The organism is Daejeonella sp., from assembly GCF_030695525.1.
Classification (GTDB): domain Bacteria; phylum Bacteroidota; class Bacteroidia; order Sphingobacteriales; family Sphingobacteriaceae; genus Daejeonella.
On sequence record NZ_JAUYSS010000011.1, the window covers coordinates 1 to 17,712 of the forward strand.

17 protein-coding genes are annotated in these 17,712 nt (G+C 40.1%); 4 read left to right on the top strand and 13 right to left on the bottom strand.

Annotated features, from left to right (window positions below):
* Positions 1-4: 4 nt before the first annotated feature.
* Both Q8S11_RS01785 and Q8S11_RS01790 read right to left on the bottom strand, forming a co-directional pair.
* Positions 5-580: a DJ-1/PfpI family protein gene (locus tag Q8S11_RS01785; RefSeq protein ID WP_305660363.1), complete on the bottom strand. Its 576-nt coding sequence runs from the start codon at positions 578-580 to the stop codon at positions 5-7.
* Positions 581-654: 74 nt separating this feature from the next.
* Positions 655-3,114, bottom strand: coding sequence for a zinc-dependent metalloprotease (locus Q8S11_RS01790; RefSeq protein ID WP_305660364.1), 2,460 nt, complete (start codon positions 3,112-3,114; stop codon positions 655-657).
* A gap of 211 nt (positions 3,115-3,325) precedes the next feature.
* On the opposite strand from Q8S11_RS01790, the gene Q8S11_RS01795 reads away from it, so the two are divergent.
* Positions 3,326-4,267 (top strand): hydrogen peroxide-inducible genes activator, encoded by a 942-nt coding sequence (locus Q8S11_RS01795; RefSeq protein WP_305660365.1) that lies wholly within the window; start codon positions 3,326-3,328, stop codon positions 4,265-4,267.
* On the opposite strand, the gene Q8S11_RS01800 is transcribed toward Q8S11_RS01795, so the two are convergent.
* The 4 genes from Q8S11_RS01800 to Q8S11_RS01815 form a co-directional block, all read right to left on the bottom strand.
* Entirely contained in the window at positions 4,264-4,431 is a 168-nt protein-coding gene (locus Q8S11_RS01800; RefSeq protein ID WP_305660366.1) for a phosphatidate cytidylyltransferase, read from the bottom strand. The two genes, Q8S11_RS01795 and Q8S11_RS01800, sit on opposite strands and share 4 nt — an antisense overlap.
* 68 nt (positions 4,432-4,499) lie before the next feature.
* Positions 4,500-5,111, bottom strand: coding sequence for a superoxide dismutase (locus Q8S11_RS01805; protein ID WP_305660367.1), 612 nt, complete (start codon positions 5,109-5,111; stop codon positions 4,500-4,502).
* 76 nt (positions 5,112-5,187) lie between these two features.
* Positions 5,188-5,664: a nucleoside deaminase gene (locus Q8S11_RS01810; RefSeq protein WP_305660368.1), complete on the bottom strand. Its 477-nt coding sequence runs from the start codon at positions 5,662-5,664 to the stop codon at positions 5,188-5,190.
* Positions 5,661-5,996, bottom strand: coding sequence for a tRNA-binding protein (locus Q8S11_RS01815; protein ID WP_305660369.1), 336 nt, complete (start codon positions 5,994-5,996; stop codon positions 5,661-5,663). The genes Q8S11_RS01810 and Q8S11_RS01815 overlap by 4 nt, the downstream gene beginning before the upstream one ends.
* A 282-nt stretch (positions 5,997-6,278) precedes the next feature.
* On the opposite strand from Q8S11_RS01815, the gene Q8S11_RS01820 reads away from it, so the two are divergent.
* Entirely contained in the window at positions 6,279-7,466 is a 1,188-nt protein-coding gene (locus Q8S11_RS01820) for a class I SAM-dependent rRNA methyltransferase (RefSeq protein WP_305660370.1), read from the top strand.
* Positions 7,467-7,477: 11 nt separating this feature from the next.
* Here Q8S11_RS01820 and Q8S11_RS01825 read toward each other — a convergent pair whose 3' ends face one another.
* The 7 genes from Q8S11_RS01825 to Q8S11_RS01855 all read right to left on the bottom strand — a co-directional run bounded on the left by Q8S11_RS01825 (position 7,478) and on the right by Q8S11_RS01855 (position 12,736).
* Positions 7,478-8,251, bottom strand: coding sequence for a TerC family protein (locus tag Q8S11_RS01825; RefSeq protein WP_305660371.1), 774 nt, complete (start codon positions 8,249-8,251; stop codon positions 7,478-7,480).
* Between the two features lie 101 nt (positions 8,252-8,352).
* The gene (locus Q8S11_RS01830) at positions 8,353-9,591 is read right to left on the bottom strand and encodes a hypothetical protein (protein WP_305660372.1); all 1,239 of its coding nucleotides are present in this window, start codon (positions 9,589-9,591) and stop codon (positions 8,353-8,355) included.
* Positions 9,572-10,144: a hypothetical protein gene (locus Q8S11_RS01835; RefSeq protein WP_305660373.1), complete on the bottom strand. Its 573-nt coding sequence runs from the start codon at positions 10,142-10,144 to the stop codon at positions 9,572-9,574. The genes Q8S11_RS01830 and Q8S11_RS01835 overlap by 20 nt, the downstream gene beginning before the upstream one ends.
* A gap of 38 nt (positions 10,145-10,182) precedes the next feature.
* Positions 10,183-10,746 carry an RNA polymerase sigma factor gene (locus tag Q8S11_RS01840; RefSeq protein WP_305660374.1) on the bottom strand — a complete coding sequence of 188 codons (564 nt, stop codon included), beginning with the start codon at positions 10,744-10,746 and terminating at the stop codon, positions 10,183-10,185.
* Positions 10,747-10,968: 222 nt separating this feature from the next.
* Positions 10,969-11,517: an ATP-binding protein gene (locus Q8S11_RS01845; protein WP_305660375.1), complete on the bottom strand. Its 549-nt coding sequence runs from the start codon at positions 11,515-11,517 to the stop codon at positions 10,969-10,971.
* A gap of 5 nt (positions 11,518-11,522) precedes the next feature.
* Complete coding sequence (pnuC, locus tag Q8S11_RS01850; protein ID WP_305660376.1) at positions 11,523-12,155, bottom strand: nicotinamide riboside transporter PnuC; 633 nt, start codon at positions 12,153-12,155, stop codon at positions 11,523-11,525.
* A 50-nt stretch (positions 12,156-12,205) separates the two neighbouring features.
* Positions 12,206-12,736, bottom strand: coding sequence for a hypothetical protein (locus Q8S11_RS01855; RefSeq protein ID WP_305660377.1), 531 nt, complete (start codon positions 12,734-12,736; stop codon positions 12,206-12,208).
* A gap of 327 nt (positions 12,737-13,063) precedes the next feature.
* Between Q8S11_RS01855 and carB the strand changes: the two genes are divergently transcribed.
* Both carB and Q8S11_RS01865 read left to right on the top strand, forming a co-directional pair.
* Positions 13,064-15,880, top strand: a complete 2,817-nt coding sequence (gene carB / locus Q8S11_RS01860) for a carbamoyl-phosphate synthase large subunit (protein ID WP_305660378.1) — start codon at positions 13,064-13,066, stop codon at positions 15,878-15,880.
* Positions 15,881-16,078: 198 nt separating this feature from the next.
* On the top strand, positions 16,079-17,533 hold the full coding sequence (locus Q8S11_RS01865; RefSeq protein WP_305660379.1) for an arabinose isomerase: 1,455 nt from the start codon (positions 16,079-16,081) through the stop codon (positions 17,531-17,533).
* Positions 17,534-17,712: the final 179 nt, after the last annotated feature.

Sequence of the window (17,712 nt, forward strand, 5' to 3'; positions counted from 1 at the left end):
AACCTTAAATCTGAATTGTAGCACCAAGTACTTTCAAAAATTCCCGGATAAAAGCAGGGTGGGCTGGCCAGGCAGGCGAAGTTACCAGATTTCCATCAACAAATGCATGGTTTACCGGGATGTCCTGAAATTCACCTCCCGCTAAAGTAACTTCGGGACCGACAGCGGGATAAGCTGTGAGTCTTCTTCCTTTTACAACATTGGCGGCTGTCAGGATCTGAATACCGTGGCAGATTGCGGCAACAGGCAAATTATTTTTGAAAAAGTACTTGACGATCTCCAGAATTTTGGGGTTCAATCTTAAATATTCAGGGGCTCTTCCGCCTGCAATCACCAAACCACTGTAATCATCAACTTTAACAGCATCAAAACTATAATTCAGCACAAAGTTATGCCCGGGCTTTTCGCTATAGGTCTGGTCACCCTCAAAATCATGAATTGCCGTTTTGATCGAATCACCCTTTTTTTTATCGGGGCAAACCGCATGAACCTCATAACCCACCATTTCAAGCATCTGGAAGGGTACCATTGTTTCATAGTCTTCAGTAAAATCTCCGGTTAGGAATAATATTTTTTTCATCTGTACTGATTTTTAGATATATAAAAATAATCAATAATACTCGGGGCATCAATGAAACCGATCAAATGGATTGATTATTCATCCATCGCACAGCCAATCGGTGCTCCCGGAGGAGCCGCCTGGTGGAGAGTTGGTTTTGCTTTTTCAGGAGATTTTATCCGTTCGAGGCTGAGTAACAAATAACCTTTATTTGTATTATCAGTCACTGCTTTTAACTGGGCTGCTACAAACAGTTTCAGATCCTCAATTGCTTTTAATATCTGCGCCTTAGTGGCAAATGATGCATCCTCATTAACAGAAACAGCCAGCAGATAGGTGAGCAGGAGTTGTTCATTCTGTTTTTGTATCAGTCCCTCTAAACCTTTCAGCCTGGCCGACTTCCAGGTTTTTGCGATCAATACATTGATCATTTCATCCATGCCAAGGCCATTGTTTGAGGCCTGGTACTGTATCATCCTGTTCAGGCGGCTGGTATTGAATAAAAAAGAAAGGGGCATATCTGCCGCCGATTCTGCTGCTGCCAGCGGATCGAATGCAAGACCGGTTCTCCTTTTAAACAACTCCCTGTTATAAGTGTATCCCGCCGGACGCGGAGGAATTAATTTGATAATACTTTCAGGCAGGGCAAGTACTTTGGGATCCATACAGTCAGACAGGGCATTCAAAGCCGCAAGCTGGGCTTCTCTGGTAACAGAGCGGGTTACCATTTGCCCATCGCCCTTTATAGCGTAGGAATAATACATCCCGCCCACCTGTTTTGAAACCGCTTCCACCTGGTAACGGTGAAAAAGATAAACCGGGACCAATACATCCTCCAGCATAGACATCGGGGTACCCTTAGGGATATTGTTAAGACCAAATTGCGAGAGCGCTTTTGCACGCACACTTATAACATTCTTCAATTCCTTAAGCGGGTCATTTCCATTATCCCATAAATGAGCATCAGGATTCATGCCAGCAGGATCGCGGGCATCCCGGTCTGATATAAAGGTCAGGCCATTCATTGACGCATCGCTCAGTATTTTATTCAAAGCATCCTCTTCATTGATTCCTTTCGGAAATTGCGAGTATCCATATTGAATACTTACTTTATCCCAGTCGCCGATCTCATTGGTATAGGCATTGCTCAGATCTATTTCATTGCTGCTGTTCAAACTTACCATAGGCGGTGGATAATCCATCACGCTTGCCCTGTTCTGTGCACTGGAAATATAGTTATGCATCAGTCCGATGGTATGCCCTACCTCATGCGCGGCCAGCTGCTTTAAACGCTGCAGGGCCATCTTCAGCATTTTATCATCAGCAGGTAATTCCGAATTTTCAAAAGGGGCCAGCAAACCTTGTGCTATCAGATAATCCTGACGAACACGCAATGAACCCAGGGTAACATTTCCCTTGATAATTTCGCCTGTCCGCGGATCAACAACCGCATCGCCATAACTCCAGCCCCTGGTAGAGCGGTGCACCCAGTTGATCATATTATAGCGCAGGTCCATCGGATCTGCATCTTCAGGTAAGATCTTTACCTGGAAGGCATTGATAAAACCTGCTGATTCAAAAGCCTGGTTCCACCAGCCGGCACCTTCCAATAAAGCAGTTCGGATTGGTTCAGGTGTACCATTATCAAGATAGTAAATGATGGGTTTAATGGCTTCACTTTTAGTGGCAGTGGGGTCTTTCTTTTGCAGGCGGTGGCGCAGGATAGTATATTTCTGAACCGACTCATTAACCGCTGAACTATAATCATAATATGAATGCGTTATATAAGGTGAACGGGCATCATATATTCTCTTTTCAAAATTATCATCAGGCAATAGTGCAAAAGTATGGTGCATTCTTAAGCTCAGAGTCTCGGCGGCGGGTGCAACTGATTTGACAAAATCACCCTGCTTTCCATCAGTATTTACGAATGTGACTGTCGTTTCAAACTCAGTATTCAAAGGAAAATTTTTGCTGCGCGGCAGATACATTGCACTTCGGGATACATCTATATTATAATTCCCCTGATTGGACATTCTCAAGCGATTGGCCACCTGCAGGGCATCACGCATTAAAAAATCAGATGCATCGATCAGTACTGAGCCCTTATTTTCTGCAGAAACTGTAAAGCCCCATATGGTGGACTGGGCAAATGATTGTTCAACTGCCTGTTTTTCTGCTGTTCCTGCAGATACTGCCCGATAAGCATAATTAGGTTCAATTAACAGGACTTTATTCCCTACCCGATTGAATTTGACAATATAAGTGGTACCCAGGCTGCCTCTGTCGAGACCCACATCATTTGAGCCCAGGCCTGCCGGCAATGAGGTTTGATAGAGTATCTCTTTATCAAGCTCATCAATCTGCAGCCATATTTTCCCCGTACTCTCATCCCAGAAATATTTAAGAAAACCATGATAGGGCTTCATATTCTTTGTTTTTTCTGAAATGGGATCAGCGGTTTGGGCAGATAAGACGGAATAAGATCCAAGAAAAATGATCAGGACAATCCACAGTTTGCCCATCTTGAAAGGCTTGAAAATAGTTTTCTTCATAATTGGCGTTTAGTAACTAAACCTATTAAGAAGAATCTGTTATTGCAAATAATTTCAACTCAATATAAGCTGGAAACAAAAAAGGGCCCCGCCTTAACGACAGAACCCCTTTATAGATTATAATTGGTCTTATTATCTTACAAAGATAAAGAATAATAATATTATCGCTATAATCAATAATAATTATATTTACATAGGTAAAATCTATTATATGACCTTAGTACAATTAGAATATATTGTTGCTGTAGACACCTACAGAAGTTTCGGAATTGCAGCTGAAAAGTGCTTTGTAACCCAGCCTACAATGAGTATGCAGGTTCAGAAACTGGAAGAAACACTAGGAGTAAAGCTTTTCGACAGAAGCAAACAGCCGGTGATTCCAACTGAGATTGGGGCTGAAGTAATAGAACAGGCAAGAATTATACTGAGGGAAAGCTATAAATTAAATGAACTGATCAGCAATCAGAGAAATATAATTACCGGTGAACTAAGAATAGGAATTATCCCAACTATGGCGCCCTATCTTATGCCAAAAGTGATCTCAGCATTTATGGAAAAATACCCGGATGTACACTTACAAATCTGGGAATATATGACTGATCAAATTATTCAGGAATTAAAAAACGGTCTGCTTGACTGCGCGATACTTTCAACTCCTCTGGAGGATAAAAACCTCAGTGAAACCCCGCTTTTTTACGAATCATTTGTCGCATACCTTTCGAAGTCGAGCCCGCTTATTAACAAAAAGAATATCACAGCAAAAGATATTAATCTGGAAGATCTTTGGTTGCTTAATGAAGGTCATTGTATGCGCAATCAGATTCTGAATATATGTAACCGTAAAAAATCAGATGAGCAGAAGCCTCTGGAATATAATACTGACAGTGTAGAAACCCTAAAACGTATGGTTGAATTGAACAAAGGCATAACACTCTTGCCCGAACTTTCAATTAGTGATTTTTCAGTTAAGCAGCTTGACAGGGTACGATATTTTAAATCGCCCGAACCCAGCCGCGAAATAAGCATAGTTACACACCGTAATTTCCTTAAGCGCAAACTAATATTAATCCTTGAGAAGGAAATCATTGAAGCTATTCCAAAACGGATGCGCAGTAAAAAGAAAAGGGAAATTATGGAAATTAAACCTGATTAATCCTTACCTCTGAATTTTGAAATCACAAAAATAATCAATGCGATAACCACTATAACGACAAAAATGCCGGTATAGGCACCAGCTTTAAAAATGCCTGTAATCAGGTCACAACCCGATAAAAGACTAACTGCCAAAAAGGCCAATACAAAGGATAGATTTTTCATAGGTATTTAAAATAAAAATAGTGATGTATATTTAATTATACATCACTATTTCAATTTTAATGCCAAATCTATTGCTTTGCTTTTGCGTATCGCTCAGATACTGCATCCCAGTTAACAACATTCATAAATGCTGCAACATAATCAGCACGTTTGTTCTGATATTTCAGATAATAAGCATGCTCCCATACATCCATTCCTAAAATTGGAGTACCCTTAACTTCAGCAATATCCATTAATGGGTTATCCTGGTTTGGAGTAGAGCTTACCTGTAATGTTCCCTCAGAACTAACTGAAAGCCACGACCATCCTGATCCAAAGCGGGTCATACCTGCCTCAGCAAATTTTTTCTTGAATTCTTCAAATGAGCCGAATGCTGCATTAATTGCATTAGCCAGATCCCCTGAAGGAGCACCGCCACCATTTGGCGACATTACCGACCAATATAGTGTATGATTGAAGTGACCTCCACCATTATTTCTTACCGCCATCGGGAAATTTGAAATATTTTTCATCAGGTCTTCGATCTTAAGATTCGCGCCATCAGTTCCGGCTAATGCTTTATTTACATTGTCTACATAAGCCTGGTGATGCTTGCCATGGTGGATTTCCATTGTCATCTTGTCAATATGCGGTTCCAGAGCGTCTGTTGCGTAAGCTAACGCAGGTAGTTCAAATGCCATAATTTCTATATTTAGGTTAATGATATATTCAATAACAAATATAAGACCGAATTGTCAGAAATTGTTCAATTAGTTGTCAAGTTTTGTTACGTCTGGAAATAAAGAACTGTTTCATCAAGCATGCGGCATCCTCAGCCATTACCCCCGAAATCAATTCTGTTTTAGGATGAAGAATTCCTTTACCGAACTGTGAAAAGCCTCGTTTCACATCCACAGCACCGTAAACAATACGACTGATCTGCGTCCAGTGAGCCGCACCCGCACACATCACACAGGGTTCAATAGTGACATAAAGCGTGCAATCTCTCAAATATTTCCCACCGGTATAATTTGCAGCCGCTGTAAAAGCCTGCATTTCTGCGTGAGCGGTAACATCGTTCAGTTGTTCGGTCAGGTTATGCCCCCGGCCAATTATTTTACCGCCATGAACAATTACTGCCCCAATTGGAACTTCATCAAGAGCAAGGGCCTTATGTGCTTCTTTCAGGGCTTCTGCCATAAAAAAATTATCCGGACTTTGTTCCGGCTCATCTGTAAAATTCACATATCTCATATTAATGCTGAACCATTAGGAACCTGGCGTTCTACAGAGGCCAAAACGATATGGCCATCCTGATCTGCAAAACCTGTTAGCAGAAACTCTGAATTAAAGTTTGCAATTTGCTTTTTTGGGAAATTCAAAACTCCAATAACTTGTCTTCCAATCAATTCAGATTTTGTGTAATGTTTAGTAATTTGAGCACTGCTCCACTTGACACCCAAATCCCCAAAATCAGCCTTTATTTTAAATGCAGGTTTTCTGGCTTCAGGAAAATCAAGAACTTCAAGAATCGTACCTACCCTCAAAGCTACCTTCTCAAAATCGTCCCAGTTAATTTCTTCCATGCCCAAAGGTAAGTTGCAGGTGGGATTATTCAAAAGGTTTCCCTCTGCTTGGTCAAAATACCAAGCAGAGGGAAAATCCAAGTATTATTCCGTCATTTCGAGTAGATTAATTTTGTTCTGTATTTGCAAATATGAACGACAGAGAAATCTGTTAACTATCAAGAATAATATACTTATAGCCGGAGATCAGTGTCCAGAAGAATCCGTCACAATTTGAAAATCCAAGCAACCCATTATTAAGACCTGGACAGGTTAATCGATGAGATAATGTAAATTTGCATTATGGATTCTGTAAGATTAAAAAAAGGCAAGGAAAAAGCTGTCAGGCAATTACACCCATGGGTATTTTCTGGTGCAATAGATCAGGTTAAAGGAAAGCCTGAAAATGGCGATATCATTATGGTTACCGACAGCAATAATGATTTTCTTGCCTACGGTTTCTTCAATGATAAGTCGCGGGTTGCCGTTCGCTTACTCGAATGGAATCTGGAAACTGAAATCAATGAAAGCTGGTGGAGAAATAAGATCAGAAATGCAGTTAAACTCAGAACAGATTTGCATTCTGAAAAAACAAATACCTATCGCTTAATTTTTAGTGAGGCTGATTATTTACCGGGACTTATTGTAGACCGTTATGCTGATTTTCTTTCTGTACAGATCCTCACATCGGGAGTAGAACGGATTAAACCTGTCCTGCTAGATGAGTTGCAGAATTTGTTCAAACCCAAAGGTATTTTTGACAGAAGTGATGCTTCCGCAAGAGCACACGAAGGGATGGAAGCTTCTTCAGGGGGAGTTCTGCTGGGTACAGAACCGCCTGAATTTGTAAGCGTAAGGGAAAATGGCATTTTTTATCAGGTCAATATTGCCGAAGGTCAGAAATCAGGGTTTTATTGTGACCAGCGTGATAACCGCAAATGGGTTGCAGAATATGCCAAAGGAAAGAAAGTATTGGATTGTTTTTCCTATTCAGGAGGATTCAGCCTCAATGCAATGCGCCAGGAGGCCTCAGAAGTAATCAGTGTGGATAGTTCGGCACTGGCTCTGGATACCTTGAAAAAGAATATTGAAATCAATGAATTTCACCATATCCCTCACCGATTGGTTCAATCTGATGTAAATAAGCAATTGAGGGTGTTCAGGGAAGAAAATGAAAAGTTTGATATTATCATTCTGGATCCACCCAAATATGCCCCTTCCCGCTCAGCTATAACCAAGGCATCCAGAGCTTATAAAGACCTTAACCGGATGGCTATGCTTCTACTCAATGATGGCGGACTTTTAGCGACATTTTCCTGTTCGGGAGCTGTTGACATCAGTATGTTCAAGCAAATCATTGCCTGGGCAGCACTAGATGCCGGTAAAAATGTACAATTCATTCAGCAATTTTCACAACCTGCAGATCATCCGGTAAGGTCATCATTCCCGGAAGGCGAATATCTAAAAGGGCTGCTATGCAGAGTCAGTTAAATTTTTAACTGTCAATCCTCAGGTAAATTCTTCAGATGAACAGGCTTCTTGCCCTTGTTCATCTTTAGATTCAGCATTTCTACCAGCACTGAAAAAGCCATTGCAAAATAGATATATCCCTTTGGAATATGTTGTTCAAAACCTTCGGCCAGAAGCGATACGCCAATGAGCAACAGGAAAGACAAAGCCAGCATTTTTACTGTCGGGTGCTTGTTCACAAACTCACTGATACTTCCTGCCGAAAGCATCATTACAAATACTGCAATTATAACAGCGGCAACCATAACTTCAATATGGTCAGCCATCCCTACGGCTGTTATTACTGAATCCAGAGAGAATACAATATCAAGAATCAAAATCTGAATAATTACTCCAGAGAAAGTTACAACCGCTTTCGCTTCTGAATGATGTTCCTGACCTTCAAGCTTGTCATGAATTTCTGTGGTACTTTTCCATATCAGGAACAATCCTCCACTGAGTAAAATAAGATCCCGACCTGAAATAGCAAACTGCTCAAATAATTCACCTTCGCTCAAGCCTATCCATTCACCAACATTAAATAAAGGACTTGTTAATGTCATAATCCAGCTTAATGAAAGCAGCAATAGAACACGGGTTATCATAGCCAATGCTAAACCAAGCTGCCGTGCCTTCTTTTGCTTTTTAACTGGCAGTTTAGATGCCATTATGGAAATAAATATGATATTATCTATTCCAAGTACTATTTCAAGTACTGTTAGAGTGATCAATGATATCCAGATCTCAGGATTTGCTATCCATTCCATATTTTAAACTTTCAACAAATGTAGATTAAAAGCATCTAGAAATAAAACAAAAAAACCTCCCTGTAAAATGCAGGAAGGTTTCAATAACAAATCAATTTGGCTTATAAAAATTTTACTCCCCCATAATTGGATTTAATAATGATCCGGCTATCAGAACCCTTACCTATCTGACCCTTATAGTTTTTGCTTGGGCTCCAGGTTTTTGGCTTATCCGAAGAACTGAACTGCTCGACAAGATTTACCCGGCTATTAGTGTAATTAAATCCGGCGTAGTTCACGGTTACATCAAAATCGAAATTTGCACCTTCCTCCAAACCCAAAGAAACACCTGAATAGGAAGAGTTGATATTCAGATTTTTAACATTGTTGTTCACTTCATCAATTTTAAATCCGGCAGTATAGGCCAGATTAAAATTACCTCCCTGACTGAGTTGTGCAATAGTAGCTTTGCTGTATTTAATTGTAGCACTAAGCTTAGCAGCCTGATTCAATGTTAAACTACCATACGCAACCGAGAGATTTCCATTTGTGAAGTTTTCCATTGTTGCTGAGCCGTAGCTAACCTTTATCTGATTGGCCGGGTTATCCAATCGTCCAGATTTAAAGGAACCGTAGGAGCTGGAAATGTTAACCGGGCCGCTAAAATCATCGATCTCAGTTCTACCATAACGGTTGCTGATATCCAAAGGATTTTTTGATGGCATATAAATCTGATAATTTACCTGAACCCCTCTGCGTTCTTCCTGCCCATTCTTAACCCTCGACCAGAAATTCAATGAGGTCTTGCCAAAATTCGTTTTAAAACTAATGAGTTTCCCTTCTCTTAATTCGGCGATATCCACACTCTCGAGCAGGTTTTCTGCACCACTCCCAGTTGCCTCATAAGCTTTTATTTCAATTTCAACCCTAATCTCATTTTTAGCCCAGGTATGCACCGAAACTTTTCCATATTGATTATTTACTGAAAGCTTATCATTAGTATTCACTGTATAAGTTCTGGTAATTTTTTTTGTCTTCTCGGCTGTTGCAGTTAATTCAACCGGCACTTCAGGATCTTCAGGAGTGCGGCCCTCTATCACATTCTGTATATCTTCCAACTCTTTTCTCAATTCCCGGCTCGCAACCGCCACAGTTTTTCCGATCTTTTCAAAATCAATCTTATTAATTTCAATTGCAACTGTTTTGAATGCTTCTGCTATCTCAAATTCAATGTTCTTAAGTTCGGAGTCAGCCCTGGGGCTCTTTGGCCTGCTTGGCTCAACTGTCTGAGCTGATGCTATTTCTATAAATAACATTACTAAAGCAAAGAGCAATGCTTTCTTAAATATTTTGTGTGTCATCACCTTGTTCCTTTTTTAATTGGTTAATCTGCTGTATAATTTCCAGCTGCTGATTTAATAGCTCAATCTGTATCTGAAGATTTCGGATCATAGCCTTAACAGTTTCTTCCTGATTCGGACTTGCTGGTAAATCCTGTTTTAATTTTTGAAAATTCAGATCCATCTTCTTGATCTCTTCAGAGAATTCCTGATAAAGCTGAGGTTCCTCTTTCTCAATATGTTTAAGTTCATTCCTTTTAACTTCTATCAATGAGGCATAATGAACCTGTTGCTGGGCCAGTTGCGGATCGATATTGCTCAGATAGGATGATTGCTTAAACTGATATTGATAAAACCAGATACCAGCAAACAAAATCGGAATAATTGAAGCCGCAAGTTTAAGCAGGAAACTAAGACGAACTACCCGTTCCCTTTTCTCAGTTTTATTTTGAGGTATACCTATCTGTTTTTCATCCAGTTTTTTCTCAATTTTAGCCCACAGATCAGCAGGTGGTTCGAACTGATCGAAATCACTCCTGTTATCTTTGATAAAATTTTCTAATTTTTCTTTCATCTTTTTCCTCTCCCTGATCCCGGATGGGGACCCTATTTTTAATTATAACTTATTCCCTGATTCCTTAACAATTCAACAAGTTTTCTTCTGGCTCTCATAAACTGCGTTCTTGAAGTATTTTCACTGATTTGCAGAATTTGTGAGATCTCTTCATGATCATAACCCTCCAACAGGTACAGCGTAAGTACTAAACGATATCCATCCGGAAGCTGCTGGATGCTTGTCTGTACTTGCCGCACCTGCATTTCGAATTCTGAATTATCAGTCATCTCCTCATCCGGAATGGACTCGACATCTGTATCATCAATTGGAATCAGTTCCATCTTACGCTTACGGACCTGACTAATTGCTCTGTTGATGACGATCTGTTTCATCCACAAGCCGAAGGTGGTCTCCTGTCTGAAATCGGTGATTCGGGTATAGGCATCTATGAATGCTTCCTGCAGCACGTCTGCCGCTTCATCCGCATCATTCACAATGCGCATGGCAATATTGAACATTGCCCTTGAATAGAGCTTGTACAATTCATTTTGTGCCTTCCTACTACCGTTTCTGCATTCAACCACAAGGTCAAAATGCTTATCTACGTAAACAGCTTCCAAATTTTTACGCTTTTCTTATCTAAGAGACGCATGCAATTTATTTGCGTTGCATGGGGGATGAAAAAATATTATAATGGTGGGTTTAGCATATACCTGAAGTTAAGCATTTTGCCCTCAAAGAAATAAATTATTGTAGATCGAATTCACGAAACACTGCTCGAAATTTTATTCTGAACTATTAAGTTTTTGGGGATGACACAATTTGCTCATTTTCAAATTTGCTCATTTACTCAATAAAAAACCGTCTATATAGCTAACTGCATTTCGAAACCTTTCCTCTTCAGATCCTGAAATTAAACGGTATGTAGCGTTGAGTGCTATCAGCTCCTTATGCCATACTTCCATGAAATGTTCCCGCATATGCGGAAAATCCCGAAGAGGATCTTCCTGCCAAGGAAGATCAATATCCATTAATAAATACAGGTCATAGTTGTGAACTGGAAGCTTATCAAGTACTTCCTGAGGTGCACGGCCAAACATATGATCGCTCCAAATCTTGACGGTTATAAAGGTAGTATCACAAATCAATAGGCGATTAGCAAGTGAAGAAATTTGCTCTTCAAGTTCAAGCTGCCCTCTGAACATATTGATCTCATCTTCCCAGGTACATTCAGCAACAAGCTTTTCGCAGTAAGCACGGGCGTATTCAGGAACCCATACCGTATCATAATGCAGGGCCAGTTGCCGGGAAATTGTGGATTTGCCGGTAGATTCCGGACCAACAATCGCTATCCTGATCAATTCATTGGCAAAATCCTCTGAGTTTTTCATATCAGTTAAACAATCTGATCCTGTTCCCTTAATACAATCCGGTTATTTTGATATTCTTTGCGCCAGTCCCGATAACCAATTGCTGCAATTATAATATACAGTGCGTACATTCCTGCAGTCAGATGCAAATCCTTATAGATATATACTCCCACATAAATAAGATCGACAAAGATCCAAATCAGCCAGTTTTCCAAAATCTTACGGGCAAGAAATACCTGTGCAACCAAACTGCAAGCGGTACAGAAACTATCTATAAATGGAAGGGAAGCATCAGTCTCCTTTTTGAGTAAGCTGCCTAATACAAATGTAAAAATGATGACTGCAAGAAATGAAAAGATGATCTCCTTCAACTTAACCGCCGTAACAGGTACTTTCTTCTGCTCCCCCGATATTCTGCTCCAAAAATACCATCCGTAAAAATTCATCACTAAAAAATATACCTGTAAACCTGTATCGGCATATAATTTAGCTTCAAAAAAGATGAAAATATAGATCAGAACGCTGATAATTGCGATCGGCCAGTTCCAGATATTATTTTTTGCAGCCAGATAAACACATAAAATACCCGTAATCACCCCTGCCGTTTCGAGCAAACTTTGATTCCAAAGCCAATCAGTTAAAACAGAAATTAAATACATCAGGCCAAATATAAGCGCCCTGAGTAATAATCAAGCTTCTGTTAAAAATTTTACTTGCTCGTATTTGGTGCGGCATTAAAGCCCAGACTTGCTTTAATTGTTATATCTGCATTTGTGGCATTACGTAAAACATACTCCATCCTGATACGAACAGTCGATTCCTTAATATAATCATCAAGAAGGACTGTAGTATCGGCATCAAGCATAATACTATTTCCAACAGTTGAGGCTATGTTATCGCGGGTTGCGATGAGAAGCTCTCTGGAGCTGTCGCCACGTGAAATATAAATCTTTACAGATTTGAATACTCCAAAACTCTGACCTGAGGGATATGTGGCATCGAGTTTTACCGATGATAAACGAACATCTGTAACGGCATTGGTATTTGAACCCTGGCCGGTAAAAATCTGGTCAAAACTGCTTGCCTGCGCGGTAACCGATTGTACAACATCAGTCCTGGTTGTTGAAGGAACACTTAAAGTAGCAGTATATGGAAATGTTGAACGAACTATCGATTGAATAGCTGAACATCCACTTAGTATCGAGGCACTTACAACAAATGCAAAAATTAATTTTTTCATGATTTTGAGTTTTTAATGACTAGTTTATTCAGGATAATAAAGATTTATGAATTTATGTCAGTATTACACTTCTTATATACAAAACCCGTTCCAATCCATCAAAAAAGAGTTAATTTTTATCTGATTTATAAACCACTGATTTATAATTAAATAAAAAACCGTGCACAGGATCTTTTTTATCCTAAAAATACATGAATTCAAAAAAAACAGGCTAAAAATGCATAAAAATATATAACTTTGCATCCCGACAAAACAGTCGGGATTTTTGTACTTCACAGCATAGTAATCTCCTCTTTTGTCATTAGAAACTAGAATTTTAGAAGAACTATGCCATTAGACACCTCCATCCAATCCATCCTGATCATCGGTTCAGGACCCATCATTATCGGTCAGGCTTGCGAATTTGATTATGCCGGATCTCAGGCTGCACTCTCCTTAAAAGACGAAGGAATCAAGGTCTCAATCATCAACTCTAACCCCGCCACTATTATGACGGATAAGGTCATTGCTGATCATATTTACCTTCTACCCTTAAACTGTGAAAGTATAGAGCAAATACTTAAAGAACAGAAGATTGATGCTGTTCTGCCGACTATGGGCGGACAAACAGCCCTGAACTTGTGTAAAGAAGCTGAAGAAAGAGGAATTTGGGAAAAATACGGTGTAAGGATAATAGGCGTAGATATTGCCGCAATTGAGAAGACTGAGAACCGCGAAGAGTTTCGTAAGCTAATGGTAGAAATTGGAGTAGGGGTCGCCCCTTCCAAAATTGCCAATTCCTTCCTCGAAGGTAAAGAAGCTGCACAGCTAATTGGTTATCCACTCGTTATACGCCCTTCCTACACACTGGGGGGCTCAGGTGGTGGCTTTGTACACAGAAAAGAAGATTTCGATCAGGCATTAAGCCGCGGTTTACAGGCTTCGCCAACACATGAGGTACTTGTAGAAAAAGCGGTTTTAGGCTGGAAAGAATTTGAGCTTGAATTATTGAGAGATGGAAATGATAATGTCATTATCATCTGTTCGATCGAAAATTTCGACCCTATGGGTATCCATACCGGCGATTCAATAACCGTTGCACCAGCCATGACACTGAGCGATCGTTGTTATCAGGACATGCGTAATCAGGCAATCCTCATGATGCGTTCAATCGGTAATTTCGCCGGTGGCTGTAACGTTCAGTTCTCAGTTGACCCAGCAACTGAAACAATCATTGCTATTGAGATTAATCCAAGAGTGTCACGTTCATCAGCCCTGGCATCAAAAGCAACCGGTTACCCAATCGCTAAGATTGCATCTAAACTAGCTATCGGCTATAATCTAGATGAAATTGAAAATCAGATCACAAAAACTACCTCAGCATATTTTGAGCCAACACTCGATTACGTAATCGTTAAAATACCACGCTGGAACTTCGATAAGTTTAAAGGTGCCAATACAGAACTCGGCCTGCAGATGAAATCTGTGGGAGAAGTTATGGCCATTGGGCGCACATTTATTGAAGCACTTCAGAAAGCTTGTCAGAGTTTGGAAACAAACCGTTTGGGATTAGGTGCTGATGGCAGGCAAAGCCGTAATCTGGAAGAGATCATGCATAGTCTGGAGCACCCGAGCTGGGATCGATTATTCCATGTTAAGGATGCAATGAGCCTTGGTGTTCCTTTGGAATCAATCCGTAAGATCACACATATAGATAAATGGTTCCTGGTACAGATCATGGAACTGGTCAATATGGAGGCTGAACTTAAACGCTATTCATTAAGTAATATCCCTACCGATTTCTTCATTTCATTAAAACAAAAAGGTTATGCCGACGCTCAAATCGCATGGCTGCTTGGAAATGTAACTGAAGATGAGGTTTATGATCGCCGAAAACAGTTGGGAATAAACCGTGTATATAAAATGGTTGATACCTGTGCGGCAGAATTCCCTGCACAAACACCATATTATTACTCCACTTTCGAGGATGAGAACGAATCGATAATTAGTAATAAGAAAAAGATTATCGTCCTCGGATCCGGCCCTAACCGTATCGGTCAGGGGATAGAGTTTGATTATTCATGCGTTCACGGATTGCTTGCGGCGAAAGAATCAGGTTTTGAGGCAATAATGATAAATTGTAATCCGGAAACGGTTTCTACCGACTTTAATATGGCGGATAAGCTGTATTTCGAACCGGTTTTCTGGGAACATGTGCGTGAGATCATTGAACTTGAAAAGCCTGAGGGTGTGATTGTTCAGCTCGGCGGACAAACAGCTTTAAAAATGGCTGAGAAACTGCATGAAAAAGGTATTAAGATCATTGGTTCTTCCTTCGACAGCATGGACATCGCCGAAGACCGTGGTCGTTTCTCAGACCTGCTGAAAGAAATGGATATTCCTTATCCATTGTATGGAGTAGCTGAAAGTGCTGAGGAGGCCCTGGAAGTTGCTCATAAAGTTGGCTATCCGGTTCTGGTGAGACCGAGTTATGTACTTGGCGGACAAGGAATGAGCATTGTGATCAATGATGAAGACCTTGAAAAAGCGGTTGTAAAATTATTAAGAAACCTACCGGGTAACCGGGTATTGATTGACCATTTCCTTGATAGGGCTGAAGAAGCTGAATCAGATTCAATATCAGATGGGGATGATTGCCATATCATTGGTTTAATGGAGCATATTGAACCTGCCGGGATTCACTCAGGCGATTCATATGCTGTATTGCCTCCATTTAACCTCTCTAAACAGGTAACTGATTTAATGGAGGAGTATACCAGACGAATTGCAAAAGCTTTGAATGTAAGAGGTTTGCTAAATATTCAATTCGCTATCAAAGATGAAAAGGTATATGTAATCGAAGCTAATCCAAGGGCATCCAGAACAGTTCCTTTCATTGCAAAGGCATACGATGTACCATATATTAATATTGCCACCAAGATTATGCTGGGTGTAAATAAACTGAAAGATTTTAAGATCGAGCGTAAACTTGTTGGATACGCGATCAAAGAACCGGTATTCTCATTCGATAAATTCCCTGAAGTTGAAAAGGAATTGGGTCCTGAGATGAAATCTACAGGCGAATCAATCCGATTTATCCGTGACCTTGAGGATCCATATTTCAGACATCTTTACAAGGAGAAATCGATGTACCTTTCTAAATAAGCGGAAAGCTGAAAGATTAAATATAAATAGGCCTGCAGATTAATCTGTGGGCCTTTTATATTTACAAGTTTAGGATTAAGGCATTTTAGGATGGTAGGTTAGTAACAGCACACAGAATAAGACTGTCGGATTTTTTGCAGCTATTTACTATCTTGTGTACGAGACGTGCCAAAAAACGTTTTAAATAATTAACCATTCATGAATAAATTGAACAGCGATCTGGCAAACAAATCAAGCTTGAAAATTGGTCTTTTCGGCATCGGACTGGATACCTATTGGCCGCAGTTTGAAGGTTTGAAAGATCGTCTGGAAGGCTATTTAAATAATGTAGAACAAAAGCTTTCTGATATTCATCCATCAGTTGTTAACGCCGGACTGGTAGATAATCCTGATAAAGCTTTTAAGGCAGGAAAGTTATTTAAAACTGAGGATGTAGATCTGATATTTTTATATGTCACCACCTATGCATTGTCCTCAACTGTATTGCCGGTTGTACAGCGGGCCAAGGTTCCAGTCATAATTTTAAATCTGGCACCCGAAGCTTCAATTGATTATACCTCGTTCAATGCAATGAGCGATCGAACCAAAATGACCGGTGAATGGCTCTCCTTCTGTTCGGCATGCCCTGTACCTGAAATCGCTAATGTTTTTAATAGAGTAGGTGTCAAATTCCATCAGATCACCGGAATGCTTCATGATGATAAAGAATGCTGGGATGAGGTTACTGAATGGGTTCAGGCTGCTAAAGTGGCTAATATCATGGCCTATAACCGTCTGGGATGTATGGGGCATTACTACAGCGGTATGCTCGATATCTACACAGATCTAACCCAGCAATATGCTCATTTCGGTGGTCATATAGAACTTATTGAGGTTGAAGAACTGGCAAGTCTCAGGAAAGAAGTAAGCAATGAAGAATTAACCGATAGATTGAAGCTTTTCAATGAGACCTTTGATGTACAAGCTGATTGCCCCCTGGACGAAATGGAAAAGGCTGCAATTACCTCGGTTGCCCTGGATAAACTGGTAGCAAAGCATCAGCTTGGTTCAATGGCCTATTATTATAAAGGCACAGGAAATATTGAAAATGAAGAAGCCATTTCCTCCATCATATTAGGTAATTCCTTGCTTACAGCAAAGGGGATCCCGGTTGCCGGTGAGTATGAAATTAAGAACGTTCAGGCAATGAAAATAATGGATTCTTTTGGCGCAGGAGGCTCTTTTACCGAATACTATGCGATGGATTTTAAAGACGATGTGATCCTAATGGGACATGATGGTCCGGGGCATATTGCAATTGCAGAAGGTAAAACCAAAGTTCGACCACTGCATGTTTATCATGGAAAAGTAGGTAAAGGCGTTTCAGTTGAGATGATGGTTAAAAATGGTCCGGTGACACTGCTTTCGGTTGCGGAAAAAAGTGGCGGCGGACTAATGCTTCTTGTAGCAGAAGGCGAATCAGTCCCGGGTCCAATCCTTCAGATAGGAAATACAAACAGCAGGTATAAATTCCCCATCGGGGCAAGAAATTTTGTTAATAATTGGAACAGTTATGGACCTGCACATCATTGTGCTGTAGGGATCGGACATATCAGTTCAAAAATTGAGAAACTCGGTCAATTATTGAATATGGAGGTAGTGAAGGTGTGTTAAATATTGAATTTTGCTATAAAACCATTTAATAAAAAAGGAGCTATCCAGGTAAAAGATAGCTCCTTTTAAATATCCGCTATTGAAAATCAGTTCATTACAACAACACCTTTAGCTTCAAAAGCCAGTTGTTCTTTTGGACTTGTGATTGCAGCAATTTCTGCTTCAGACTTTCCACCATC

What these genes read in the sequence shown, in the direction of transcription:
- Q8S11_RS01785 (WP_305660363.1), bottom strand. Translation starts at nt 580, where the DNA reads ATGAAAAAAATATTATTCCTAACCGGAGATTTTACTGAAGACTATGAA.
- Q8S11_RS01790 (WP_305660364.1), bottom strand. Translation starts at nt 3,114, where the DNA reads ATGAAGAAAACTATTTTCAAGCCTTTCAAGATGGGCAAACTGTGGATT.
- Q8S11_RS01795 (WP_305660365.1), top strand. Translation starts at nt 3,326, where the DNA reads ATGACCTTAGTACAATTAGAATATATTGTTGCTGTAGACACCTACAGA.
- Q8S11_RS01800 (WP_305660366.1), bottom strand. Translation starts at nt 4,431, where the DNA reads ATGAAAAATCTATCCTTTGTATTGGCCTTTTTGGCAGTTAGTCTTTTA.
- Q8S11_RS01805 (WP_305660367.1), bottom strand. Translation starts at nt 5,111, where the DNA reads ATGGCATTTGAACTACCTGCGTTAGCTTACGCAACAGACGCTCTGGAA.
- Q8S11_RS01810 (WP_305660368.1), bottom strand. Translation starts at nt 5,664, where the DNA reads ATGAGATATGTGAATTTTACAGATGAGCCGGAACAAAGTCCGGATAAT.
- Q8S11_RS01815 (WP_305660369.1), bottom strand. Translation starts at nt 5,996, where the DNA reads ATGGAAGAAATTAACTGGGACGATTTTGAGAAGGTAGCTTTGAGGGTA.
- Q8S11_RS01820 (WP_305660370.1), top strand. Translation starts at nt 6,279, where the DNA reads ATGGATTCTGTAAGATTAAAAAAAGGCAAGGAAAAAGCTGTCAGGCAA.
- Q8S11_RS01825 (WP_305660371.1), bottom strand. Translation starts at nt 8,251, where the DNA reads ATGGAATGGATAGCAAATCCTGAGATCTGGATATCATTGATCACTCTA.
- Q8S11_RS01830 (WP_305660372.1), bottom strand. Translation starts at nt 9,591, where the DNA reads ATGACACACAAAATATTTAAGAAAGCATTGCTCTTTGCTTTAGTAATG.
- Q8S11_RS01835 (WP_305660373.1), bottom strand. Translation starts at nt 10,144, where the DNA reads ATGAAAGAAAAATTAGAAAATTTTATCAAAGATAACAGGAGTGATTTC.
- Q8S11_RS01845 (WP_305660375.1), bottom strand. Translation starts at nt 11,517, where the DNA reads ATGAAAAACTCAGAGGATTTTGCCAATGAATTGATCAGGATAGCGATT.
- pnuC (WP_305660376.1), bottom strand. Translation starts at nt 12,155, where the DNA reads ATGTATTTAATTTCTGTTTTAACTGATTGGCTTTGGAATCAAAGTTTG.
- Q8S11_RS01855 (WP_305660377.1), bottom strand. Translation starts at nt 12,736, where the DNA reads ATGAAAAAATTAATTTTTGCATTTGTTGTAAGTGCCTCGATACTAAGT.
- carB (WP_305660378.1), top strand. Translation starts at nt 13,064, where the DNA reads ATGCCATTAGACACCTCCATCCAATCCATCCTGATCATCGGTTCAGGA.
- Q8S11_RS01865 (WP_305660379.1), top strand. Translation starts at nt 16,079, where the DNA reads ATGAATAAATTGAACAGCGATCTGGCAAACAAATCAAGCTTGAAAATT.